The organism is Scandinavium manionii (assembly GCF_024764775.1).
Lineage (GTDB): Bacteria > Pseudomonadota > Gammaproteobacteria > Enterobacterales > Enterobacteriaceae > Scandinavium > Scandinavium manionii.
Window position 1 is genome coordinate 142530 of record NZ_JALIGC010000036.1, and the last position, 23912, is coordinate 166441.

Sequence of the window (23912 nt, forward strand, 5' to 3'; positions counted from 1 at the left end):
CACGGATGCGGCGGCACGGGGGTTACTTGCTGACTTTGTTGACCTGCTTCACGTCGATTTCGACAGAGTTCCAGTCTTTATCGACTTCACCCTGAATTTCCACCACGTCCTGCGGGGTGACGGTCACGCCGTTCCAGCGTTTGTGGTCGATATCCACGTTCATGGTGCCGGTGGCATCTTTGAAGGTGTAAAGGTCGTCGGAAATGCGCTCTACGATATTCCCGCGCAGTGTCACCCACGCATCGTCGCGCATGGATTTGGCTTTTTCGACGGTGGTGACGCTACCGTTTGGCCCGATAAATCCGCCGTTCTGGGTGGTCTGGGCCGTTGTCGGCGCCGCACCTGGACCGGAAAAACCTCCCTGAGTATTCGCCGCAAACACCGGGGCTGACATCAAGGCCACAATGGCCGCTATCGCTAATGTCTTTTTCATCACAATCTCTCCTTTTGAGTGGACTCTGAGACCCATTAAACAGCACAAAACTTAACGACTTCTTAAAGCGCAAAAAGATTATTTTTTGCTGTACAGCACCGCCTCGCGCGGGTTTACTGGCGTTTAATGTCGGTTAAAACGGGGCGAACGGATGCGAATTTTACTGGTAGAAGACGATAAGCTGATTGGCGACGGTCTGAAGGCCGGGCTGGTCAAAATGGGCTTTACGCTCGACTGGTTTACGCGTGGCGAAGACGGCAAAACGGCGCTGTTTACAGCGCCGTATGATGCGGTGATCCTCGATTTGACGCTGCCGGGCATCGATGGCCTGGACATCCTGCGCGGATGGCGCGCTGAGGGACGCAAAGAACCGGTGCTGATCCTCACCGCCCGCGATGCGCTCGCCCAGCGTGTCGAAGGCCTGCGCGCAGGCGCCGACGATTACCTGTGCAAACCGTTCGCCCTGATTGAAGTCGCCGCCCGGCTGGAGGCGCTGATTCGCCGCGTACACGGCCAGGCCAGCAACGCGCTGTGCCACGGTGCGGTGACGCTCAACCCCGACAGCCTGACCGCCTTCCTGAACGACGAACCGCTGACGCTCAAACCGAAAGAGTTCGCGCTGCTGGAACTGCTGATGCGCAACGCCGGGCGCGTTCTGCCGCGGAAACTTATCGAAGAGAAACTGTATAACTGGGACGATGACGTCTCCAGCAACGCCGTGGAAGTTCACGTCCACCATTTGCGCCGCAAGCTCGGCACCCCGTTTATCCGCACCGTACACGGTATCGGCTACACCCTGGGCGAACAATAAATGAGATTTCTGCGCCACATGAGCCTGCGTCTGCGCCTGACGCTGCTGTTTATCGTGCTGACGCTGGTGGCCTGGAGCTGCGCCAGCTTTATCGCCTGGCAGCAAACGACCGATAAGCTCGACAAGCTGTTTGATACCCAGCAAATGCTGTTCGCCAAGCGCTTGAGCGCGATGGATTTCAACGAGCTGCACGTCACATCGCCCCAACTGCGTACCAAAAAGAAAATTAAACACGGGCATCTCGACGACGACGCGCTGGCGTTCGCCATTTATACCATCGACGGACGGATGGTACTGAACGACGGCGATAACGGGCAGGACATTCCCTACCACTATCGCCGGGAAGGGTTCGACGATGGCCGCATTAATAATGACGACGACGAATGGCGTTTATTGTGGATAACCACCGCCGATGAAAAATACCGGATCGTGGTCGGCCAGGAGTGGGATTACCGTCAGGAAATGGCGCTGGAAATCATCACCTCCCAGCTTGCGCCGTGGCTGGTGGCGCTGCCGCTGATGGTACTGTTGCTGATTCTGCTGCTCAGCCGCGAACTCGCGCCGTTGAAAAAGCTGACCCGCACTCTGCGCAGCCGCACGCCGGGCTCCGATGAACAGCTCGATACCACCGGCGTGCCGGGCGAAGTCCGTCCGCTGGTCGATGCACTGAACCAGTTGTTTAACCGCTCGCATGAAATGATTATCCGCGAGCGGCGTTTTACCTCCGATGCCGCCCACGAACTGCGCAGCCCTCTCACCGCCCTGAAGGTGCAAACGGAAGTGGCGCAGATGTCGATGGACGATCCGCAGAGCCGGGAGAAAGCGCTGTCACAACTGCATTTTGGCATCGACCGGGCCACGCGCCTGGTGGAACAATTGCTCACGCTGTCGCGCCTGGACTCCCTCGCCGGGCTGGATGATGTCGAGCAGATTTCGCTGGCCGACCTGCTGCAATCGGCGGTGATGGATATTTACCACCCGGCGCAACAGGCGGGCATTGAGCTGCGGCTGCATGTGAATGCGCCTGACGTGACGCGCAAAGGCCAGGCGTTATTGTTAAGCCTGCTGGTGCGTAACCTGCTGGATAACGCTGTGCGTTACAGCCCGCGCGGCAGCACGGTAGATGTGACGCTCAACGCCCATGACTTTACCGTGCGTGATAACGGGCCGGGGATCAGCGCCGACGCCCTCGCCCGGATTGGCGAGCGTTTCTATCGCCCGCCTGGGCAGGATGAACCCGGCAGCGGCCTCGGGTTATCCATCGTGCAGCGCATCGCCGCCCTGCATCAGATGACCGTTGTTTTCAGTAATGCGCCGGACGGTGGGTTCGTCGCCCGCGTAAACGGGTAATACCATTATTGCTATAATCGCAAAAGACTTTGCACATTTTGCTAATTTCATCGTCTCGTTGCTGGCGTTACACTACTGGCAAACTTCCTTTCTAAGGCATTACGATGAGCAAGATCCTGATTATCAACGGCGGTAAAAAATTCGGTCATTCCAACGGCCAGCTGAACGACACCATGACCGAGGTCGCGGATGGTTTCCTGCGCGACGCCGGGCATGAAGTCCGTGTTGTTCGCGCCGACAGCGATTACGACGTGAAAGCGGAAGTGCAAAACTTCCTGTGGGCCGACACCATTATCTGGCAGATGCCAGGCTGGTGGATGGGTGCACCGTGGACTGTGAAAAAATATATCGACGACGTATTCACCGAAGGCCACGGCTCACTGTACGCCAGCGACGGTCGTACCCGTTCTGACGCCAGCAAAAAATACGGCTCTGGCGGCCTGATCCAGGGCAAAACCTACATGCTGTCCCTGACCTGGAACGCACCGATGGAAGCGTTCACCGAGAAAGATCAGTTCTTCCATGGCGTCGGCGTTGACGGTGCTTACTTGCCGTTCCACAAAGCCAACCAGTTCCTGGGGATGGACGCGCTGCCGACCTTTATCGCCAATGACGTGATCAAAATGCCTGACGTGCCACGCTATGTCGCAGAATATCGCAAGCATCTTGCCGAGATTTTTGCTTAACTGACGGTCTGCATAAAAAGGAGTACGACTATCATGTTAACTGTTATTGCTGAGATCCGTACCCGTCCTGGCCAGCATCACCGTCAGGCCGTACTGGATCAGTTCGCGAAAATTATCCCAACCGTGCTGAAGGAAGAAGGCTGCCACGGCTACGCGCCAATGGTAGACAATGCCGCAGGCGTGAGCTTCCAGGCGACAGCACCGGATTCCATCACCATGGTTGAGCTGTGGGAAACCGTGGCGCATCTCGAAGCGCATCTGCAAACTCCGCACATGAAAGCGTGGAGCGAAGCCGTCAAAGGCGACGTGCTGGAAAGCCACATCCGCATTCTGGAACCCGCACTGTAATTTCCCCCCGAATAAAATCTAAAAGCCGGATAACGCCTTAGCGTTGTCCGGCCTTTTTGTTTGTGTATTTGCGCTGAGTAAACCGGTGGCTTTTTTTTGCACAGGTGCAACGCTGTTTTGTGTATATCAAATAACGGCATCGACCTTGCTTTATCAATGTAAAAAGTAAGTGTTTTTAACTGGTTGATTTTAATAAATTAAAATATTGGTGACATGATTGCATCAATAATAGCCCTGGAGCATATATTAATAGCACAGTAACTAAATTATAATTCTTTAACATCCGGTTGATATACGAGGTCAGAATGCGGTTAATTGTCATGCTGTTAAGCTTTGCGCTCTCGACACAGCTCTGGGCGGGTGAACTTTCCAGACCTGCCGGTAAAGTCCTTTTAACGCTGTCTGGTAATATCGAAAATACGAATGAAGGTGGAAAAGCCGTTTTTGATATCGCCAGCCTTGAAAAACTGGGTATGATCAGCTTTCAGACCACTTCCCCCTGGTATGATGGCCGCACAACCTTTACGGGTATTCCACTGCAAAAGCTCATGGATTATGTTGGGGCGAAAGGGTCTGTTGTTAGGATCACTGCGCTCAATGACTACACCACGGAAATCCCCCTCAGTGATTTTAAGAAATACAACGTTATCCTTGCGTTAAAAATCAACGGAGAATATATGCGTATCCGTGATAAAGGCCCGTTGTTTGTTGTTTACCCCTATGACAGTATGCCTGAGCTGAATAATCAGATTTATTATTCCAGATCAGCCTGGCAGGTCAGCAGAATGAATATTGAGTAAGGGGTCAAAAGACCAACATGAACAGAATTCTGGCTGGCATCATTTTTTTCCTTTTTATATCTACCGCGTATATCTCTTTCCTTGTGCATGAAAGGCAACAAGAGTTACAGAAACTGACGCACTACGCCGCTTCGTGGTCTGCTGCACAAATGGTATCAGAATATTACCGGTTCGAATCGTTGCTTGGTCTTTACACTATCGATAAGACGATGACGCTGGACGATGTGCGTATGCGTCTTGACATTATGCTCAGCCAGAGTGATTTAATGAAAGAAGGTGATCTGCGGAATTACATAGAAAGTAATAAAGATCATCATGCTCTTGCTCTACAGCTTGAAAAAACGCTTGAGTATCTGGATATTCATCTTGAGAAAATGAACCACTCAGACCTCCAGGCCTACCTGAAAAAAATGCAGACGCTTGATGCACAACTGGGTCGACTGTCGTCCGGCGCTTTAGACAAGGATATTAACTCGATAAATGGCGCCAACCTCAAAATTAAAACCCTGTACTCTATTTACTCAGCGACGTCTGTATTGCTGATAATAATGAGTGCGATACTTGGCGTACTGATATTTTATCAAAACAGAAATATTCTGAAGGCTCATCTTCAGGTAAAGAGTCTTGCTGAAGCGCTGCAGGAATCTAAAGAAAAACTGCAAATCCAGAATGCCAAGTTAGAGTATGACGTCTACCATGACTCTCTGACAGAGATGAATAACCGTCAGTTTTTCTGGGGAAATTTAAATGAAACCATCGAGAACGCTGTAAAAAGCAATGATTCTGTGAATGTGATGTTGTTTGATTTAGATCGATTCAAAGAGGTCAATGATACGTATGGCCATGATGTCGGTGATATGTTATTACGCCAGATATCACACCGTCTTATTTCGATGGGCCTGACTTCCGATACGCTTTATCGCTTAGGCGGGGATGAGTTTGCGTTTCTCTCGAGTGGCCTGACGGAAAGTAGTGCCGTTTCACGAGCCCAAAATATATGCGATGCGATCAACCAACCTTATACTATTTATAATACGATTATCAATATCACCACCAGTGTCGGCATTGTTATCTCAGACACTGAACGCCGCTCCGACTATCTCTATAAATTTGCCGATCTGGCCCTTTATGAAGCCAAAAAAGAGGGTGCTGGTAAGATAAAAGTCTTCCGGCAATGGATGTTAGAAAAGTTGCAAGAGAGCAGAACCCTTGAGCATGATATGGCACTGGCGTTAGTGAACAAAGAATTCGTTGTTTACTATCAACCTATTGTCGATTCTTTCAGTCAGGAAATTTACAGCTATGAAGCCCTTATTCGTTGGATACATCCTCTGAAGGGCCTACTGTCGCCGGACAGCTTTATTCCTGTGGCTGAAAAAACAGGAATGATTAACGAGATGGGAAAATCGGTGCTTGAAATGGCCTGCCGGGAAGCCGCTGCCTGGGTGATTCCGGCTAAGATTTCAGTCAATGTCTCTCCTGTCCAGTTAAGCAGCAAAGCCTTTGCCGGAATAGTACAGTCCATTCTGAACGAAACGGGACTTCCCGCTGAGCGTCTTGAACTGGAAGTGACTGAATCCTCATTGTTTACTGAGAGCACAACGCCGATGAATACGCTTAAGAGGATGCGAGCTCTGGGGGTGAAAATATCCATCGATGATTTTGGTACCGGTTATTCTTCTCTTTCGCGCCTCAGCAGGCTTGCCTTCGATAAAATAAAAATAGACAAGTCCTTTGTGCAGTCGATATCGACACAGGAAGACGCCCTTAATATCATCAGGCTCATCACCGGCATGGCCAAATCCCTCAATATGAAGGCCGTTGCGGAGGGTGTTGAAACACAGGAGCAATTAGAAAGCCTTCAGTTGCTGGGCTGTGATTTCACACAAGGCTATCTGTTTGGTAAACCACAGCCTTATATAGATCGAAAAATCAGATACGGTTAAAAGGATGTCTATAAGACGTCAGGCACATCAAGTATTGTGTTTCTCTGAAAGGTGCCGTATGTCATGACTGAGCTCTTGTAACTCATTGAACAGCCTTGCCACATGGAAACCATCGCACACGGAATGATGTACCTGAACGGCGAGAGGCAATAATACTTTTCCATCTTGTTCGTAGTATTTCCCCAACGTGAACATGGGGGCAAAAAAGTTCTGCATGTTAGCAACGTTGATATTAAAACTGGTAAAGCTTACCCAAGGAATAGCCGAGACGAAAAATACATTTTCCCGAGACTCCTCCTTAGGCCAATAAGAAAGATTATTACCATAGCGTGCAACGTCTTCTGAATAAACGCCCTGAAAGTGATGAATATTGCCATCGTAGTGGCTCCATAATGATGAAAAGGTCTCCGTTTCATTATGGAAAATGGTATAGCTTGGATGAACTTCATTCCATATAACAAGCTCATTATTCTTCATGGCCATACGGAACTCCGCATGACTGTTTACGACTTTTGAAAGCAGGAAAATAATAGTAGGGTAAAATTTCCAGCCAACTTCTCTTATATGTTTTAGCAGCGCGGTAATATCGACCAGGACAGTTTGGTTAAATGTACTTTGAGCAAATGACTGGAATACTTCAAAATGCTCCTTCCTTGCCCAACGAGACAAGTCAACAGGTGTATATTCCAGGGTTGTTTTTTCCATTTTTAGCCTTTAATTACATATCAGATGTTAGCCTACGCTTTTATGGATGACTATCTGGCAAAGTATTTTCATGTTTAACGTCCGCCCTTGCTCATAACAGACGATCTTCAAGCACAAAAAATGCCACTACAAATAAAAAACACTTTCATCCCGCTCTCAACCATCAATGTAGCCCTCACCGTCACCACAGGCAATAGAAAACCAATAGCCCGGTGGCGCTACGCTTACCGGGACTACAACATCACATTCTCGTAGGCCCGCGCAAATGCAGTGCCGCCGGGCAATTCACGACACAAACCGTGCAGGGGAAGGGTGGCCCGCGACGTTAAATTCGTTTACCATGGCGTCATTTACTGTACAAAAAAACAGGTTTATTCCTATGACGCTCGCGTTGACCGCCGAAAAAATTGAAAGACACCGCTTCACTGGGCTGAAAGTTGAAAACAGCACGTTTCATAACTGTGATTTCTCCGGGGCAGACCTTACCGGCACTGAGTTTATCGGCTGTCAGTTTTATGAGCGCGAAAGTCAAAAAGGATGTAATTTCAGCCGCGCTATTTTGAAAGATGCGATTTTCAAAAACTGTGATATATCGATGGCGGATTTCAGAAACGCCAGCGCGCTGGGTATCGAAATTCGTAGCTGCCGCGCTCAGGGCGCAGATTTTCGCGGCACCAGTTTTATGAATATGATCACCACACGCACCTGGTTTTGTAGCGCCTATATCACTAACACCAACCTTAGCTACGCCAACTTTTCGAAAGCCGTGCTGGAGAAGTGTGAACTGTGGGAAAACCGTTGGATAGGCACTCAGGTTCTTGGCGCGACGTTCAGTGGGTCAGATCTCTCCGGCGGAGAGTTTTCCTCGTTTGATTGGCGTGCTGCTAACGTGACACATTGCGATCTGACCAACTCAGAACTGGGTGATTTAGACGTGCGGCGCGTTGATTTACAGGGCGTCAAACTGGATAGCTATCAGGTGTCATTGATAATGGAACGGCTTGGGGTCGCGATTATCGGCTAGCCAAACTATTTTCAGCCAAAAGCCCGGCGGCGCAAAGGCTTAACGGGCCGACAACAGGCAAAAAAAACCGGCGCATTCGCCGGTTTTTTTTATGCTGCCAATCAGGCTCAGGCTTCCAGATCCGCCATGTCGCCTTTTTCCTGCAACCAGTTACGACGGTCTTCGGAACGTTTTTTGGCGAGCAGCATGTCCATCATCGCGTCAGTCTTTTGATCTGATTCATCGTCGATATACAGCTGCACCAGGCGGCGCGTGTTCGGATCGAGCGTCGTTTCACGCAGCTGGAGTGGGTTCATTTCACCCAGACCTTTAAAGCGCTGGACGTTCGGTTTGCCTTTTTTGCGTTTCAGCTGGTCCAGAACGCCTTCTTTTTCCTGCTCGTCGAGCGCGTAGTACACCTCTTTGCCGAGGTCGATACGATACAGCGGCGGCATAGCGACGTAGACGTGTCCGGCTTTCACCACGTGGCGGAAGTGTTTCACGAACAGCGCACACAGCAGCGTGGCAATATGCAGACCATCGGAGTCCGCATCCGCAAGGATACAGATCTTGCCGTAACGCAGCTGGCTAAGATCGTCGCTGTCCGGATCGATGCCGATAGCCACGGAAATGTCGTGCACTTCCTGCGAGGCCAGCACTTCATCGGACGACACTTCCCAGGTGTTGAGGATCTTACCCTTCAGCGGCATGATCGCCTGATATTCACGGTCGCGCGCCTGTTTGGCAGAACCGCCCGCCGAGTCCCCTTCTACGAGGAACAGTTCGGTGCGGTTGAGATCCTGCGCGGTACAGTCGGCCAGTTTGCCCGGCAGCGCAGGGCCGCTGGTCAGTTTCTTACGCACCACTTTTTTAGCGGCACGCAGACGGCGCTGTGCGCTGGAAACGGCCATTTCGGCGAGCATTTCTGCCGCCTGGACGTTCTGGTTCAGCCACAGACTGAAGGCATCTTTCACCACGCCTGACACGAATGCCGCGCACTGACGAGAAGAGAGACGCTCTTTGGTCTGTCCGGCGAACTGTGGATCCTGCATTTTCACTGACAGCACGTAAGCACAGCGATCCCAGATATCTTCCGCCGAGAGCTTCACGCCGCGCGGCAGAATGTTGCGGTATTCACAGAACTCGCGCATGGCATCGAGCAGCCCCTGACGCAGACCGTTGACGTGTGTACCGCCCTGCATGGTTGGGATCAGGTTAACGTAGCTTTCAGTCAGCAGCTCACCGCCTTCCGGCAGCCACAGCAGCGCCCAGTCCACCGCTTCGGTGTCACCGGCAAAGCTGCCGACAAACGGTTTTTCTGGCAGCAGCGGCAGGCCGTTGACGGCTTCGCACAGATAGTCATTCAGACCGTCGGCATAACACCACGTTTGCTCGCTGTTGTTCACTTTGTCTTTGAAGACGATTTCTACGCCGGGGCACAGAACCGCTTTCGCTTTCAGCAGATGCGACAGACGGGATACGGAGAAGCGCGGGCTGTCGAAGAAGCTTTCATCCGGCCAGAAATGGACGCTGGTGCCGGTGTTACGTTTACCGACCGTGCCGGTGACGTGCAGATCTTCCACTTTCTCGCCGTTTTCAAAGGCCATGGTGTAAATCTGTCCGTCACGACGAACGTTCACTTCCACGCGTTTTGACAGGGCGTTAACCACCGAAATCCCTACGCCGTGCAGGCCGCCAGAGAACTGGTAATTTTTATTGGAAAATTTCCCGCCGGCATGCAGACGACAGAAAATAAGTTCTATCGCCGGAACACCCTCTTCCGGGTGAATATCGACCGGCATACCACGACCGTCATCGATAACTTCCAGCGACTGATCGGCATGTAAAATAACTTCCACGCGCTTGGCATGGCCCGCCAGTGCCTCATCCACACTGTTATCAATAACTTCCTGACCCAAATGGTTAGGACGAGTGGTATCGGTGTACATCCCTGGGCGGCGGCGAACCGGCTCAAGCCCGGTGAGTACCTCAATGGCATCAGCGTTGTAAGAAGATTGCGTCATGGTTTTTTCACGAGTAGTTAGGGCCGACTAACGCAGCCCCAGAAAATCGATAATCTGTGTGAAATGATCTTCAAAGCCGATAAAGGCATGATTCCCGCCCTCCTCGACTGTTTGACGGCAGGAGGCGTAGTAATCAACTGCCTGGCGATAATCGAGCACTTCATCACCCGTCTGCTGTAGCAACCAGAGCAAATCCGGGGCTTCGAGCGGGTCAATTTGCATCACTTTCAGATCGTAAATATGGCGTGACTCTAGCACATATTGTTCCCCGGTGTAGGGATTCTCATTGTGACCGAGATAGCCGGAGAGTAGCTCAAACGGACGTACTGCCGGATTGACGACTACGGCAGGCAGCATGAAACATTGCGACAGCCAGGTGCCGTAATAGCCGCCCAGTGACGAACCCACAATGCCCAGCGGTTCACCGCCGTGTTGCAGGACAAGTTTCTCCAACAGTTCCGCGGCTTCTGCCGGAAATGCCGGCAGCTGCGGGGTGACCATCTCAATATCCGGATGGTTTTCGGCAAGCCACGACTTCATTGCCGTAGCCTTCGCCGAACGCGGTGAGCTGTTAAACCCGTGGAGATAAAGAAGCGTAGACATCAGTATCCTTCTGAAGCGGTGTCCGGGCGGAACTCCGCGCCATCCAGGCGGCAAACTTCGGTGGTAAGCGTGCCATCAGCATGCAATTCCAGCCAGCGCCAGCCAGGGGCTATGGTATCCAGCGTAAAGTTCGCGCAGTGCGGTTTGAACTGTACACAGGTGGACGGCGTGGCCATCATGCGACGCCCGTTCCAGTCAACGTCCATTTCCTGGTGGATATGGCCGCAGAGTAAATTTTTCACCCGAGGGAAACGCATTAATACACGATCGAGCGCGCCAGCATTACGCAGGCTGTGCTGATCGAGCCAGCTGCACCCGGCCGGAAGCGGATGATGATGCAGCAGCAATAGCGTGAAACGCTCAGGGGTTTCGGTCAGACGCTGTTCCAGCCATTCGAGCTGAAATTCGCTTAATTCGCCGTGTGGGACGCCGAAAACCTGGCTGTCGAGCATCAAGACTTGCCAGTGGTCGCCTGCGAAAACACGTTTTACCGGGGAAATTCCGGCGTCCTGCAACGCGCTGTACATGGCTGGCTGAAAATCGTGATTACCGGGTAACCAGACGCAGGGCACGTCGAAGCCCGCGATGCCTTCAGCAAAGTGCTGATAAGCCGCAGACGAGTGATCCTGTGCTAAATCTCCGGTGGCGACCACGAGATCGCATTCACGCTGCGAGGCGCGGATGGCCGCCAGAACGGCCTGGTAACTGTCCCAGGTGTTCACCCCTAACAACGTTTCATGCTTTTCAGCAAACAGGTGAGTATCAGTAATTTGTAAGACTCTGACCCTGGCCTCACCAGCCAGTGAGAGATTTAACAGGCTTTCCAAATGGTGTCCTTTGGTTTCACGACGCTAACAAACCGGAATCGCCATCGCTCCATGTGCTAAACAGTACCTCAGCCAATCGGCCAAAAACTGGTTAATTTGATGCTTTTCGTCGCGTTGATGCAACTTTTTATTCGGGTAATCATACCGTGCTTTGAAGCGAAAAATCTGCTGACTCGAACACACTTCAGCCACCATCGCATCATGGTAAAGGCGCACCGTCATTGACGGCAGGCTCCAGTAACTGACCGCAGGCACCGTCTGTTCTATTTCCACCAGAGTAGTGTAGCGGGTCGATTCGCTGATCGTTAACCGGTATTGCGCATTAGCCACCTGATAGCTCACCGTTTCGCCGGGTGCGTCCGTTTGAGGCAGCAGGCGGCGTAGCTGTGCGAAGTTGGTTTCGCACAGACGCATCATTTCTGGGAAGTCAGGTGTATAGCGCTTCATTTTGTCCACTCGTTTCGTAATGCCTGATAATGCAATTGCAGCCATTGCAGGGCGATGACAGAGGCTGCGTTATCGATTTTTCCCTCTTCAACCCACTGGTATGCCTGTTCCCTGCTTACCACATGCACCCGAATATCTTCGTGTTCATCTGCCAGACCGTGAATACCATGCGCGGTCGAGGCGTCCACTTCACCCACCAGAATGGATAAGCGCTCGCTGGTGCCACCGGGGCTCGCCAGGTAGCTCAGCATAGGTTTGACGCGTTTGACGTCCAGACCGGCTTCTTCCACCGCTTCGCGACGGGCCACCTCTTCTGGACTTTCGCCCTCTTCAATCATCCCGGCAACCATTTCCATCAGCCACGGGCTTTCGCTGGTATCAAATGCGGCGATGCGAATCTGTTCCACCAGCACCACTTCATCACGCACTGGGTCAAAGGGTAGCAAGACTGCGGCGTGACCGCGCTCAAAAATTTCGCGTCGCACTTCACCGCTCATTTCGCCGTTAAACAAACGATGACGAAAACGGTACATGTCTAACGAAAAAAAACCGCTGTAAAGCGTTTCCCGTGCAATAATTTCAACATCGTTTTTGGCGTAAGTTACGACAGATTGATTTTTTCTGGTCATCGTCAATATCCTGGGCTGTAAAGTGGTGACGAAATCGGGGATTTCAGGTCTCTATGGCTACTGTTTTACTTATGCTGTGGTAGATTGGTGCAAATTAACGCCAGATGGCACGATACGCCAACTTTTTACGCGTGCGGACTCTGGTACAATCGACAAATCTTTTTGAATTAGATCAGCGCTAAATGCTTCACAACAAGGAATGCAAATGAAGAAATTGCTCCCCATCCTTATCGGCTTGAGCCTGACGGGCTTCAGCGCAGTGAGCCATGCGGAAAACCTGTTGCAGGTTTATCAGCAGGCACGTTTGAGCAACCCAGACCTGCGTAAGTCCGCGGCCGATCGTGATGCTGCATTCGAAAAAATTAACGAAGCACGCAGCCCCTTACTGCCGCAGCTCGGTTTAGGTGCAGATTATACCTACACCAATGGCTTTCGCGATAACAACGGTATTAACTCCAACGAAACCAGCGCAGCATTGACGTTAACGCAGACCATTTTTGACATGTCAAAATGGCGTGCGCTGACGCTGCAAGAAAAAAGCGCCGGTATCCAGGACGTCACCTATCAGACTGACCAGCAGACGCTTATCCTGAATACCGCGACGGCCTACTTCAATGTGTTGAGTGCGATCGACTCGCTCTCCTTCACCGAAGCAAACAAACAAGCGGTTTACCGTCAATTAGACCAGACGACCCAGCGTTTTAACGTGGGCCTGGTAGCTATCACTGACGTGCAGAACGCCCGTTCACAGTACGACACCGTGCTGGCGAATGAAGTGACCGCCCGTAATAACCTCGACAACGCCGTTGAACAGCTGCGTCAGGTCACCGGTAACTACTATCCGGAGCTGTCTTCTCTGAATGTCAGCAACTTAAAAATGGACAAGCCGCAACCGGTGAATGCGCTGCTGAAAGAAGCAGAAGGCCGTAACCTCGCGTTATTGCAGGCTCGTCTGAGCCAGGACCTGGCCCGTGAGCAGATTCGCTATGCGCAAACCGGCCACATGCCAACCGTTGGCCTGACCGCATCTACCGGCGTGTCTGACACCAGCTACGATGGCAACAACGCCACCAGTAGCCAGTATACCGACCGTAACATCGGTCAGAATCAGATTGGCCTGAACTTCAATCTGCCGCTGTACAGCGGTGGCTCGGTAACCTCGCAGGTGAAACAGGCGCAGTACAACTTCGTCGGTGCCAGTGAGCAGCTCGAAAGCGCACACCGTAACGTGGTTCAGACCGTGCGTTCGTCCTTCAACAACATCAATGCGTCCATCAGCAGTATCAACGCCTACAAACAGGCTGTTGTTTCTGCGCAGAGTTCTTTAGACGCAATGGAAGCAGGCTACCAGGTCGGTACCCGTACCATCGTTGATGTGTTGGACGCGACCACGACGCTGTACAACGCGAAGCAGCAGCTCTCCAGCGCGCGTTATAGCTACCTGATTAACCAGCTGAACGTCAAGTCAGCTCTGGGTACGCTTAACGAGAACGATCTGTTGGCCCTGAATGGCACCCTCGGTAAAGCGGTTTCCACTTCCCCGGAAGCGGTTGCCCCAGAGAATGCCCAGCAGGACGCTAACGCTGATGGTTACAATGGCGCGAGCGCGGCGCCGGCTACACAGCCTGCCGCACAACGCACATCCACGTCCAGCAGCAACAGTTCTAACCCGTTCAAAAACTGATTCGGGCAACCCCGGCGACGCCGTTCGCCGGGGTTAAATCACTTTCCGCTCTCCCTCGCAAAAATAAACGTAAGGCAACGTAAAGATCCCCTCCTCCTGCCTCTCATCGCTTCAATTTCAACCACTCATCCACTATCCTGAGCACTACCACTGGGTCCAGGATGAAAGATAATGAAACGGACAAAAACAATTAATCACGCTTCGTTCCGCAAGAACTGGGGCGCACGCCATCTGACGCCAGTTGCGTTGGCGATCACCGCCGTATTTATGCTCGCTGGCTGTGAAAAAACTGACGAAACGGTGTCGATGTATCAGAACGCCGATGACTGCTCGAGCGCTAACCCAGGCAAAAGCGCTGAATGTACCGCGTCATACAACAACGCGCTGAAAGAAGCCGAACGCACCGCACCGAAATACGCCAGCCGTGAAGACTGTATCGCCGAATTCGGTGAAGGCCAGTGCCAGCAAGCTCCTGCCCAGGCAGGTATGGCTCCTGAAGGACAGCAGGCGCAGGCTCAAAGCAGCGGCAGCTTCTGGATGCCGCTAATGGCGGGCTACATGATGGGTCGCATGATGAGCGGTTCAGGCTTCCAGCAGCAACCACTGTTCAGCTCGAAGAATCCAAAAAGTCCGGCCTACGGCCAATACACTGATGCCAGCGGCAAAGGTTACGGTGCAGCGCAGTCGGGCCGTACCATGAACGTGCCTAAAACAGCGATGGCGCCAAAACCGGCCACCACCAACACCGTGACACGTGGCGGCTTTGGTGAGTCCGTAGCTAAACAGTCCACCATGCAGCGCAGCGCTTCCGGCACATCTTCTCGTTCAATGGGCGGCTAATCGCCATGGAAAGAGTCAGCATTGTCGAGCGCCCGGACTGGCGCGAAAAAGCCACCGAATATGGCTTCAATTTTCACACCATGTATGGCGAGCCGTACTGGTGTGAAGATGCGTATTACAAACTCACTCTCGAGCAGGTTGAAAAGCTGGAAGACGTGACCGCCGAGCTACACCAGATGTGCCTGAAAGTGGTGGAGCGTGTGGTAGCCAGCGATGAGCTGTTGACCAAATTCCGCATTCCGAAACACACCTGGAGCTTTGTGCGTCAGGCGTGGCAAACACAGCAACCTTCGCTTTATTCTCGCCTCGATCTGGCATGGGATGGCAAAGGCGAGCCTAAGCTGCTGGAAAACAACGCTGATACGCCAACATCACTGTACGAAGCGGCTTTCTTCCAGTGGATCTGGCTCGAAGATCAGCAGAATGCGGGCAACCTGCCCGCAGGCAGCGATCAGTTCAACAGCCTGCAGGAAAAGCTGATTGAGCGTTTCGCTGAGCTGCGCGAACAGCACGGTTTCGGCCTGCTGCATTTTGCCTGCTGTCGCGATACCACCGAAGACCGTGGCACCGTGCAGTATTTGCAGGACTGCGCCAATGAAGGCGGCGTGGCGAGCGAATTTCTGTATATCGAAGATATCGGGCTTGGCGAAAAAGGTCAGTTTACCGACACCCAGGATCAGGTTATTGGTAACCTGTTCAAGCTCTACCCGTGGGAATACATGCTGCGCGAGATTTTCTCCACCAAGCTGGAGGACGCTGGCGTTCGCTGGCTTGAACCGGCCTGGAAAAGCATTATCTCTAATAAAGCGCTGCTGCCGATGCTGTGGGAAATGTTCCCGGATCACCCAAATCTGCTGCCCGCGTATTTTGCCGAAGACAGCTATCCACCGATGGATAAATACGTGATCAAGCCGATTTTCTCGCGCGAAGGTGCCAACGTGTCGATTGTCGAAAACGGCAATGTGGTTGAAGCCGTAGAAGGGCCGTATGGCGAAGAAGGTATGATCGTCCAGCAGTTCTGTGAACTACCGAAGTTTGGCGACAGCTATACGCTGATCGGCAGCTGGCTCATCAACGATCAACCTGCCGGGATCGGCATTCGTGAAGACCGGGCGTTGATCACTCAGGATCTGTCCCGCTTCTATCCGCATATTTTTGTGGGGTGATATGTGCCGGCGGCGCACGCTTGCCGGGCCTACTTGTCTTTGTAGGCCTGCTCAGCGTAGCGCCACCAGGCATTAACCAATCTGCACCGACAGCATACTCAAACTGCCCATCTCGATCCCATCAGTCGGCAACGTCATCGGCTCTTTTCTGTCCCACGTGCCCAGCACGTACAACAGCGGCAGATAATGATCCGCAGTCGGGTTGGACAGCGATCCTCCTTCATGGTCGAGATAATTCACCAACGGGTGCGATTCCGTCGGACCTTGCCAGGTGAGATTGTCTTTCACAAATTCATTGAACGATGTCGCCCACGGATACGGCGTATTTTCGCCATGCCAGCGTGCGGTGCGCAGGTTGTGAACCACGTTGCCGCTCGCCACCAGCATGATGCCCTCTTCACGCAGTGAGGCCAGTTTGCGGCCCATTTCCATATGCCAGGCCGGTGGTTTAGTGCTGTCGATACTGAGCTGAACCATTGGGATATCGGCATCCGGATACATTTTAATTAAAACGCCCCATGAACCGTGGTCAAAGCCCCAGGCTTCTTTATCCAGCGCTACCGGCACCGAGGTCAGCAGCTCAACGAGTCGCTGCGCCAGTTCCGGCGAACCTGGAGCCGGGTAATGTGTGTCGTACAGTGCCTGCGGAAAACCACCGAAGTCATGAATGGTTTTTGGGGCTTCCATCGCCGTGACACCTGTCCCGCGAGTAAACCAGTGCGCGGAAATGGCCACAATCGCTTTCGGGCGCGGCAGCGTTTCGCCGAGATGCTGCCAGGCACGGGTGTACACGTTATCCTCCAGCACGTTCATCGGACTACCGTGCCCCAAAAACAGTGCTGGCATACGGGAAGAAGACATGATGATATCCTTACAGGAATAGTCGATTTGATGGTTCTACATTACGCGTTTTCGGGCAGGGATGAACTCAGATAACAGTGATGAAGATCATCAGGAAATTTGAATGTAAGGACACGTAAAAGCGCCATCTCCCCTCTCGCTTTCGGGGCAATGGATCTTTACTATAAATGATAATCATTATCATAAAGGAGTTTTCATGTCAGTACCTTTGATCCTGACCTTACTCGCTGGTGGGGCCACCTTCATTGGGGCTGTCCTGGGTGTTATCGGCCAGAAGCCCTCCAACCGCGTACTCGCGTTTTCCCTTGGCTTCGCTGCGGGCATCATGCTGCTTATCTCATTGATGGAAATGCTGCCTGCCGCTCTCGGTACCCAAGGCATGTCGCCGGTGCTCGGCTACGGCATGTTCGTGGTGGGTCTGCTGGGATATTTTGCCCTCGACCGAATGCTGCCCCATGCGCACGCACAAGATTTAATGCAGGGCGATAAGGCCGTGATGCCGCGCAATTTGCGCCGCACCGCGATTCTGCTGACGCTCGGCATCAGCCTGCACAACTTCCCGGAAGGCGTGGCGACCTACGTTACCGCCAGCAGTAATCTGGAGCTCGGATTTGGCATCGCACTGGCAGTCGCATTGCACAATATTCCTGAAGGCCTGGCGGTGGCTGGCCCCATTTATGCCGCGACAGGATCGAAACGTAAGGCGGTATTCTGGGCGGGCGTGTCCGGGATGGCTGAAATTCTTGGCGGCGTACTGGCGTGGCTGATTCTGGGTTCACTGGTCTCGCCAGTGGTGATGGCTGCTATCATGGCTGCGGTGGCCGGTATTATGGTGGCGCTGTCGGTAGATGAACTGATGCCGCTGGCGAAAGAAATCGACCCACACAACAACCCAAGCTACGGCGTGCTGTGCGGCATGTCGGTGATGGGGCTCAGTCTGGTACTGCTTCAGTCGATGGATTTCGCCTGATACTCTGAAAGCCAGATAGCAAAACGCCGGGACACTCCCGGCGTTGTCTTTTCAGATTCGCTATTCAGTGGATCTTAGCTGGCCTTACGCTCATGCTTTTGGCGGTATTCCACCAGATCTTCAATGGTCACGACCGGCATGTTGTGTTCCGCAGCAAACTTGATGCACTCCGGCGCGCGCGCCATGGTGCCATCGTCGTTGGTCAGCTCACACAGCACGCCCGCAGGTTTGAAGCCCGCCAGCGTCACCAGATCGATAGTCGCTTCAGTGTGACCGCCGCGAGTCAATACACCACCCGCCTGCGCACGAAGTGGAAACACGTGGCCTGGACGATGCAGATCGGAAGGTTTAGCGCCGTCGGCAATCGCCGCACGAACGGTGGTGACGCGGTCAGCAGCAGAAACGCCGGTGGTCACACCGTGCGCCGCTTCGATGGTTACGGTAAAACCGGTACCGAACGCACTGGTGTTGGTTTCCACCATCATCGGCAAATCGAGCTGTTTGCGGCGCTCTTCGTTAATGCACAGGCAAACAATGCCGCTGCCGTGACGGATGGTCAGCGCCATCTGCTCAACGGTCATGGTTTCGGCGGCAAAGATCATGTCGCCTTCGTTTTCGCGGTTTTCGTCATCAAGCACCATCACACCGCGACCTTCACGCAGTGCGGACAACGCGTGTTCTACGCGTTCAAATGCAGTACCAAAAGAGGAAAGTAGCGTCTGATTCATGGTAAAAGACCTCATTAAGATTATGGTTACCAGAATCAGGGCAGTCTTAGGAGCGCCGACGAAGCGGCAAAAAGATAACGTGCGCGGGCCTTGCCCGTAGATCGTTACTCTCTCCCATCCGGACTCTAACCGTCGGCCCCGGAATTACACCGGATCTGCTGTCCTTCAGACTGACGTCCAAAGCGCTCGCGGGCTTTCAACCTGAGTTGATTTACCGCCGGTGGGGAATTTCGCCCCGCCCTGAGAATAAGCGAGATAACTATAACGCTAATGATTATTGTCGGCAATGCATAAGCTTCAAACATTTCTGGTTTATAGCCCCGGCATAAGGCACTACAATAATCTGCAAAACCGACCAGATCAGGGAAACCATAATGATTGATCCGAAAAAAATTGAACAGATTGCCCGCCAGGTTCACGAGTCCATGCCGCAAGGTTTGCGTGATTTTGGTGGTGACGTTGAGAAGAAAATCCGTCAGGTGCTGCAATCTCAGCTGACGCGTCTGGATCTGGTCAGCCGCGAAGAGTTCGACGTGCAGACTCAGGTTCTGCTGCGCACTCGCGAGAAACTGGCCCTGCTGGAACAGCGTATTTCCGACCTGGAAAACCGCACCACCGCCGCGTCCTCCGCGCCAGCGATTCCGCCGGTAGACGAATAATGTGAGATTGCCCGGTGTCGCTTACGCTAACCGGGCCTACAACTGGCAGTCGCAACGTTACTTGCTGCTGTCTTTCTGTATACGCTTGATGATATTGGTGGTTGAACAGCCATCTTCAAAGTTCAGTACCATCACTTCGCCGCCGTTCGCCCAGACTTCTTCACTACCCGCGATTTCGTCCGGCTTGTAGTCCCCGCCTTTCACCAGCAGATCCGGCAGAACGCCCGCAATCAGGCGCTGCGGCGTATCTTCTTCAAACGAGACCACCCAATCGACAGATCCCAGCGCACCGAGCACGATCATGCGCTGATCGAGCGGATTCACCGGACGGGTTTCGCCTTTCAGACGTTTGGTAGATGCATCGCTGTTCACCGCGACAATCAATCGATCGCCAAGCTTACGCGCGTTGGAGAGATAGGACACGTGACCCGCGTGCAGAATGTCGAACACGCCGTTGGTCATCACGACTTTCTCACCACGCTTACGCGCTGCCATTACTGCCAGCTTCAGCTCGGCTTCGCTCATCACGCCGAAACCGGTGTCCGCACGACCACGCACCGCATTTTCCAGTTCGATAGGCGAAACGGTAGACGTCCCGAGTTTGCCCACCACAACGCCGGCTGCCGCGTTGGCAAAGAAACACGCCTCTTCCAGCGAATTACCCGCCGCCAGCGTTGCCGCCAGCACGCCAATCACCGTGTCACCGGCACCGGTCACGTCATACACTTCTTGCGCCTGCGTTGGCATATGCAGCGGTGCTTTACCCGGTTGCAACAGGGTCATGCCCTGTTCGGAACGGGTGACCAACAGCGCCGACAGTTCGAAGTCGGCGATGATTTTCATGCCGCGCTCAACGATTTCCGCTTCGCTTTTACACTTTCCGGCGACGGCTTCAAACTCAGAGAGGTTTGGCGTCAGCAGCGTTGCGCCACGATAGCGTTCAAACTCGCTACCTTTCGGGTCGATCAGTACCGGAACACCCGCTTTACGAGCAAGCTGAATCATATCCTGAACGCTTTCCAGTGCGCCTTTAGCGTAGTCAGACAGCACCAGCGCGCCGATGTGGCCCAGCGCCTGCTGAATACGTTCGTGCATCGGCTGTGGATCGACGCCCGCAAAGCCTTCTTCGAAGTCCAGACGAATCAGCTGCTGGTTGCGTGACAGCACGCGCAGCTTGGTGATCGTCGGATGGGTCGGCACGGAAACGAAATCGCACTTCACGTTTACGTCCGCCAGCGCTTTGCTGAGCGCCCGCGCCGCATCGTCAATACCGGTCAGCCCGACCAGACGCGAAGTGGCCCCCAACGCCGCGATGTTCATCGCCACGTTCGCCGCGCCGCCAGGACGCTCTTCGATGGTATCCACTTTCACCACCGGCACCGGGGCTTCCGGGGAAATGCGGCTCGTTGGGCCATACCAGTAGCGGTCCAGCATCACATCACCGACGACCATCACTCCTGCACGCTCAAACTCTGGCAGCGTTACTTTCATTCCAGACTCCCGAAAGATTTGTTAATTGCGCGCGATAATAACATCTCACGACACCACCAGCCACTTTAGCCAGCTCGCGCGCACCAACTCGCGTTCCGCCGCAAAGGCCTCCGGCTCTACGTGCCCGGCCTCCTCCTGCAATGCCAGATGATGCAACGCATCGCGCAGCGTAGTGTATGCCCGGCTCAGGGCCAGCGCTTCCTGCTCGTCCATTATGTCGTTTTGTGCGAGCAGTTCGAGAATGCGCACGTTATCCGACCAACGGGTCAGCTTCGGTTTATCGTGAGCGAAACGCAGCACCAGATACTGGGTAATAAACTCAATATCCGTAATGCCGCCTTCATCAGCTTTAATATCAAAGCGGTAGCGATGCTTGCCCCCAAGATGCGCCCGCATTTTCTCGCGCATTTCGCGGACTTCGGTTTGCAACTTTTCGCCTTCACGGGAAACGGTCAGTACGTCGCGGCGAATCGCATCAAACTGCGATTGCAGCTGCGGGTCGCCGTACACCACGCGGGCGCGAACCAGCGCCTGATGTTCCCAGGTCCAGGCTTCATGATGTTGATAATCGGCGAAGGCCGCGGTGGTCGTGACCAACATACCTGCCGCGCCGGACGGACGTAAGCGAGCGTCCACTTCGTACAGGATGCCTGAGGAGGTGCGGGTGCTGAACAGATGCATGATGCGCTGGGCCAGGCGCAGATAGAACTGACGCCCATCGATTTCACGTTCGCCATCGGTCATCACTTCCACTGGGCAGTCGTGTAAAAACACCAGATCGAGATCAGAACTGTAGCCCAGCTCCCAACCGCCGAGTTTGCCATAGCCCACTACCGCAAAACCACGCCCCTGGCGCTCTGCAAGATGGCGAGGTTGCCCAAAACGAGCCACCATTTGCACCCAGGCCTGCTGAACCACCGCGTCGATCATCGCTTCCGCCAGCCAGGTTAAGTGATCGCTCACTTTCATGACCGGCAGCGTGCCGGCTATATCCGCCGCGGCAACGCGCAACAGCTGCGCCTGCTTAAACTGGCGCAGCGCTTCAAGCTGCTGCTCTTCATCTTCTTCCGGCACGCGCAGCAAATACTGGCGCAATTCGTCGCGATAGGCATCGGTGGCCGTTGGCTGGTACAGCGTGTTCGGATCGAGCAACTCATCCAGCAGCAGCGGATAACGCGCCAGCTGGCTCGCCACCATCGGCGACGCGGCGCAAAGGTGAATAAGATGCTTGAGCGCACCCGGGAATTCGCTCAGCAGTTCAAGATAGGTGGTGCGAGTGACGATCCCGGTCAGCAGCGGCATGATGCGCGCCAGCGGAACCGGGGCATCTTCCCGACTGCAAACGTTACTTAGCAAATGCGGCATCAGCGAATCAAGCACCTGACGCCCGCGCGGGCCGATGGTGCGTTTGTCGAGCTCTTTGCGGAAATCGGCAATCACCGCCAGCACCTGATTGCGATCGCTGTCGGTGAGATGCGTCAGCACCGGCGTGGTGTCGTCTTCCTGCAACGCATCCTGCCACAGCTCTCGCCAGTGCTCAGACAGCTGTTCATCCGCCGAGGTCTCTTCGTCATCGCCAATCAGCGCGTTGAAAATCTGCCGTACGTGAGCCATGTGCGCATCCAGGGCCTGCGTCAGTGCATCCCAGTCAGCGAAGCCCATGCCCCACGCCAGCCGCGCCCGGTTCAGCTCGTCCTGAGGCAGGGTCTGCGTCTGTTCGTCATTAATGCTTTGTAGCAGGTTTTCCAGGCGGCGTAAGAACAGGTAGGCGTCATGCAGCCGTTGCGCCTCGCCTTCCGGCAAAAGATGCAGCGCATCAATAGCTTCCAGCGTTGGCAACAAAGCGCGCCCTTGCAGTGACGGCTCACGCCCACCGCGTATCAGCTGGAACACCTGTACGATAAATTCGATTTCGCGAATGCCACCCGCGCCGAGCTTGATGTTGTCTTTCAGGCCACGGCGGCGAACTTCGCGGGCGATCATACCTTTCATATTACGCAGCGACTGGATCACGCTGAAATCGATGTAGCGGCGGAACACGAACGGACGCAGCGTGGCACGCAGTTCATCGACGTATACGCCTTCCCTGTCGCCCATGATCCGTGCTTTGACCATCGCATAGCGTTCCCAGTCGCGGCCCTGCTCCTGGTAATAATCTTCCAGTGCGGCGAAGCTCAACACCAGCGGCCCGCTTTCGCCAAACGGACGCAGACGCATATCCACGCGATAGACAAAACCGTCCATCGTTGGCTGATCCAGTGCTTTAATCAGCCGTTGTCCCATGCGGGTGAAGAACTGCGCGTTGTCGAGTTCACGCCGCCCGCCCTGGGTTGAGCCGTGTTCCGGCCAGGCAAAAATCAGATCGATGTCAGAAGAAAAGTTCAGCTCGCCGCCGCCGAGTTTGCCCATGCCTAAAATCAGCAGCGGCTGCGGCTTGCCGTTGACGTTGCACGGCGTGCCCCATTCCCGGCAGCAGGCGTCGTACAGCCAGTCGCGCGCGGCGACGATCAGCGTTTCAGCCAGATGACTCAACTGCTGCAAACTGTGTTCAGTGGAAATAAGAGAAAGCGCCTGCGCCCAGGCAATGCGCACCATCACGCGACGGCGGAACAGGCGTAGCTCGCGCATCAGGCTATTTTCATCGCTGACGTTCGCCAGCGCGTCCTGCAACCAGGCGGCGTAATGCTGCCATTCACCGGCCTGTGGCGGTGTATTCTCCAGCTCGCTAAGCCATGCTGGATACACGACCAGGCTTTGGCTGATAAAATCGCTGAAGGTCATCGCCGCCTGCGCCTGCGGGGTAAGGGCGTCGGAAGGGAAATCTGTCGGCAGTCGGTCGACCACCGTCTGCCAGTGCTGCTGTAACTGCAAAGAAAACGGCGTCATGACTACCTCGTTTCG

23 protein-coding genes and 1 riboswitch are annotated in these 23912 nt (G+C 53.8%); of the genes, 12 read left to right on the forward strand and 11 right to left on the reverse strand.

The window, feature by feature from the left end; genetic code table 11:
• Positions 1-22 precede the first annotated feature (22 nt).
• Positions 23-433 (reverse strand): YgiW/YdeI family stress tolerance OB fold protein, encoded by a 411-nt coding sequence (locus tag MUU51_RS08535; protein ID WP_159771757.1) that lies wholly within the window; start codon positions 431-433, stop codon positions 23-25.
• A 151-nt stretch (positions 434-584) separates the two neighbouring features.
• Between MUU51_RS08535 and qseB the strand changes: the two genes are divergently transcribed.
• The 6 genes from qseB to MUU51_RS08565 all read left to right on the forward strand — a co-directional run bounded on the left by qseB (position 585) and on the right by MUU51_RS08565 (position 6374).
• Entirely contained in the window at positions 585-1244 is a 660-nt protein-coding gene (qseB, locus tag MUU51_RS08540) for a quorum sensing response regulator transcription factor QseB (RefSeq protein WP_159771760.1), read from the forward strand.
• On the forward strand, positions 1245-2594 hold the full coding sequence (gene qseC, locus MUU51_RS08545; RefSeq protein ID WP_258967594.1) for a quorum sensing histidine kinase QseC: 1350 nt from the start codon (positions 1245-1247) through the stop codon (positions 2592-2594).
• Positions 2595-2698: 104 nt separating this feature from the next.
• Positions 2699-3280 carry an NAD(P)H-dependent oxidoreductase gene (locus MUU51_RS08550; RefSeq protein ID WP_159771766.1) on the forward strand — a complete coding sequence of 194 codons (582 nt, stop codon included), beginning with the start codon at positions 2699-2701 and terminating at the stop codon, positions 3278-3280.
• A gap of 33 nt (positions 3281-3313) precedes the next feature.
• Positions 3314-3628, forward strand: coding sequence for a putative quinol monooxygenase (locus MUU51_RS08555; protein WP_159759928.1), 315 nt, complete (start codon positions 3314-3316; stop codon positions 3626-3628).
• A 305-nt stretch (positions 3629-3933) separates the two neighbouring features.
• Positions 3934-4428 carry a putative pterin-binding protein gene (locus MUU51_RS08560; protein WP_258967595.1) on the forward strand — a complete coding sequence of 165 codons (495 nt, stop codon included), beginning with the start codon at positions 3934-3936 and terminating at the stop codon, positions 4426-4428.
• Between the two features lie 17 nt (positions 4429-4445).
• The gene (locus MUU51_RS08565; protein WP_258967596.1) at positions 4446-6374 is read left to right on the forward strand and encodes a putative bifunctional diguanylate cyclase/phosphodiesterase; all 1929 of its coding nucleotides are present in this window, start codon (positions 4446-4448) and stop codon (positions 6372-6374) included.
• A 27-nt stretch (positions 6375-6401) separates the two neighbouring features.
• Here the strand turns inward: MUU51_RS08565 and catA are convergent, their stop codons facing one another.
• On the reverse strand, positions 6402-7079 hold the full coding sequence (catA, locus tag MUU51_RS08570; RefSeq protein ID WP_159771774.1) for a type A chloramphenicol O-acetyltransferase: 678 nt from the start codon (positions 7077-7079) through the stop codon (positions 6402-6404).
• Positions 7080-7458: 379 nt separating this feature from the next.
• Between catA and MUU51_RS08575 the strand changes: the two genes are divergently transcribed.
• Complete coding sequence (locus tag MUU51_RS08575) at positions 7459-8103, forward strand: QnrB family quinolone resistance pentapeptide repeat protein (RefSeq protein ID WP_159771777.1); 645 nt, start codon at positions 7459-7461, stop codon at positions 8101-8103.
• Positions 8104-8210: 107 nt separating this feature from the next.
• On the opposite strand, the gene parE is transcribed toward MUU51_RS08575, so the two are convergent.
• The 5 genes from parE to nudF are packed head-to-tail and all read right to left on the reverse strand — an operon-like array spanning position 8211 to position 12612.
• A complete protein-coding gene (gene parE, locus MUU51_RS08580; protein WP_159771780.1) occupies positions 8211-10106 on the reverse strand; it encodes a DNA topoisomerase IV subunit B in 1896 nt (631 codons plus the stop codon).
• Between the two features lie 27 nt (positions 10107-10133).
• Positions 10134-10709 carry an esterase YqiA gene (gene yqiA / locus MUU51_RS08585; RefSeq protein WP_159759940.1) on the reverse strand — a complete coding sequence of 192 codons (576 nt, stop codon included), beginning with the start codon at positions 10707-10709 and terminating at the stop codon, positions 10134-10136.
• Positions 10709-11536, reverse strand: coding sequence for a 3',5'-cyclic-AMP phosphodiesterase (cpdA, locus tag MUU51_RS08590; RefSeq protein ID WP_159771783.1), 828 nt, complete (start codon positions 11534-11536; stop codon positions 10709-10711). Before cpdA ends, yqiA begins: the two co-directional genes overlap by 1 nt.
• Before the next feature lie 24 nt (positions 11537-11560).
• Positions 11561-11983 (reverse strand): DUF1249 family protein, encoded by a 423-nt coding sequence (locus tag MUU51_RS08595; protein WP_097162172.1) that lies wholly within the window; start codon positions 11981-11983, stop codon positions 11561-11563.
• Positions 11980-12612, reverse strand: coding sequence for an ADP-ribose diphosphatase (gene nudF / locus MUU51_RS08600; protein ID WP_258967597.1), 633 nt, complete (start codon positions 12610-12612; stop codon positions 11980-11982). The genes MUU51_RS08595 and nudF overlap by 4 nt, the downstream gene beginning before the upstream one ends.
• Before the next feature lie 205 nt (positions 12613-12817).
• Between nudF and tolC the strand changes: the two genes are divergently transcribed.
• The 3 genes from tolC to MUU51_RS08615 all read left to right on the forward strand — a co-directional run bounded on the left by tolC (position 12818) and on the right by MUU51_RS08615 (position 16302).
• Entirely contained in the window at positions 12818-14296 is a 1479-nt protein-coding gene (gene tolC, locus MUU51_RS08605; protein ID WP_159771789.1) for an outer membrane channel protein TolC, read from the forward strand.
• A gap of 171 nt (positions 14297-14467) precedes the next feature.
• Positions 14468-15136, forward strand: a complete 669-nt coding sequence (locus MUU51_RS08610) for a DUF1190 family protein (protein WP_159771791.1) — start codon at positions 14468-14470, stop codon at positions 15134-15136.
• A gap of 5 nt (positions 15137-15141) precedes the next feature.
• Positions 15142-16302, forward strand: coding sequence for a glutathionylspermidine synthase family protein (locus MUU51_RS08615; protein ID WP_258967598.1), 1161 nt, complete (start codon positions 15142-15144; stop codon positions 16300-16302).
• A 72-nt stretch (positions 16303-16374) separates the two neighbouring features.
• Here MUU51_RS08615 and ygiD read toward each other — a convergent pair whose 3' ends face one another.
• On the reverse strand, positions 16375-17163 hold the full coding sequence (gene ygiD, locus MUU51_RS08620) for a 4,5-DOPA-extradiol-dioxygenase (RefSeq protein ID WP_258967599.1): 789 nt from the start codon (positions 17161-17163) through the stop codon (positions 16375-16377).
• A 196-nt stretch (positions 17164-17359) separates the two neighbouring features.
• Between ygiD and zupT the strand changes: the two genes are divergently transcribed.
• On the forward strand, positions 17360-18133 hold the full coding sequence (gene zupT / locus MUU51_RS08625) for a zinc transporter ZupT (RefSeq protein WP_159771797.1): 774 nt from the start codon (positions 17360-17362) through the stop codon (positions 18131-18133).
• Between the two features lie 74 nt (positions 18134-18207).
• Here zupT and ribB read toward each other — a convergent pair whose 3' ends face one another.
• Positions 18208-18861: a 3,4-dihydroxy-2-butanone-4-phosphate synthase gene (gene ribB / locus MUU51_RS08630; RefSeq protein WP_159759954.1), complete on the reverse strand. Its 654-nt coding sequence runs from the start codon at positions 18859-18861 to the stop codon at positions 18208-18210.
• 102 nt (positions 18862-18963) lie between these two features.
• Positions 18964-19113: riboswitch (FMN riboswitch) on the reverse strand.
• Positions 19114-19235: 122 nt separating this feature from the next.
• Between ribB and ubiK the strand changes: the two genes are divergently transcribed.
• Complete coding sequence (gene ubiK, locus MUU51_RS08635; protein ID WP_159771799.1) at positions 19236-19520, forward strand: ubiquinone biosynthesis accessory factor UbiK; 285 nt, start codon at positions 19236-19238, stop codon at positions 19518-19520.
• A 57-nt stretch (positions 19521-19577) separates the two neighbouring features.
• Here ubiK and hldE read toward each other — a convergent pair whose 3' ends face one another.
• Together hldE and glnE are read right to left on the reverse strand one after the other, a co-directional pair.
• Positions 19578-21011 carry a bifunctional D-glycero-beta-D-manno-heptose-7-phosphate kinase/D-glycero-beta-D-manno-heptose 1-phosphate adenylyltransferase HldE gene (gene hldE, locus MUU51_RS08640; RefSeq protein WP_159771801.1) on the reverse strand — a complete coding sequence of 478 codons (1434 nt, stop codon included), beginning with the start codon at positions 21009-21011 and terminating at the stop codon, positions 19578-19580.
• 45 nt (positions 21012-21056) lie between these two features.
• A complete protein-coding gene (gene glnE / locus MUU51_RS08645) occupies positions 21057-23897 on the reverse strand; it encodes a bifunctional [glutamate--ammonia ligase]-adenylyl-L-tyrosine phosphorylase/[glutamate--ammonia-ligase] adenylyltransferase (protein WP_258967600.1) in 2841 nt (946 codons plus the stop codon).
• Positions 23898-23912: the final 15 nt, after the last annotated feature.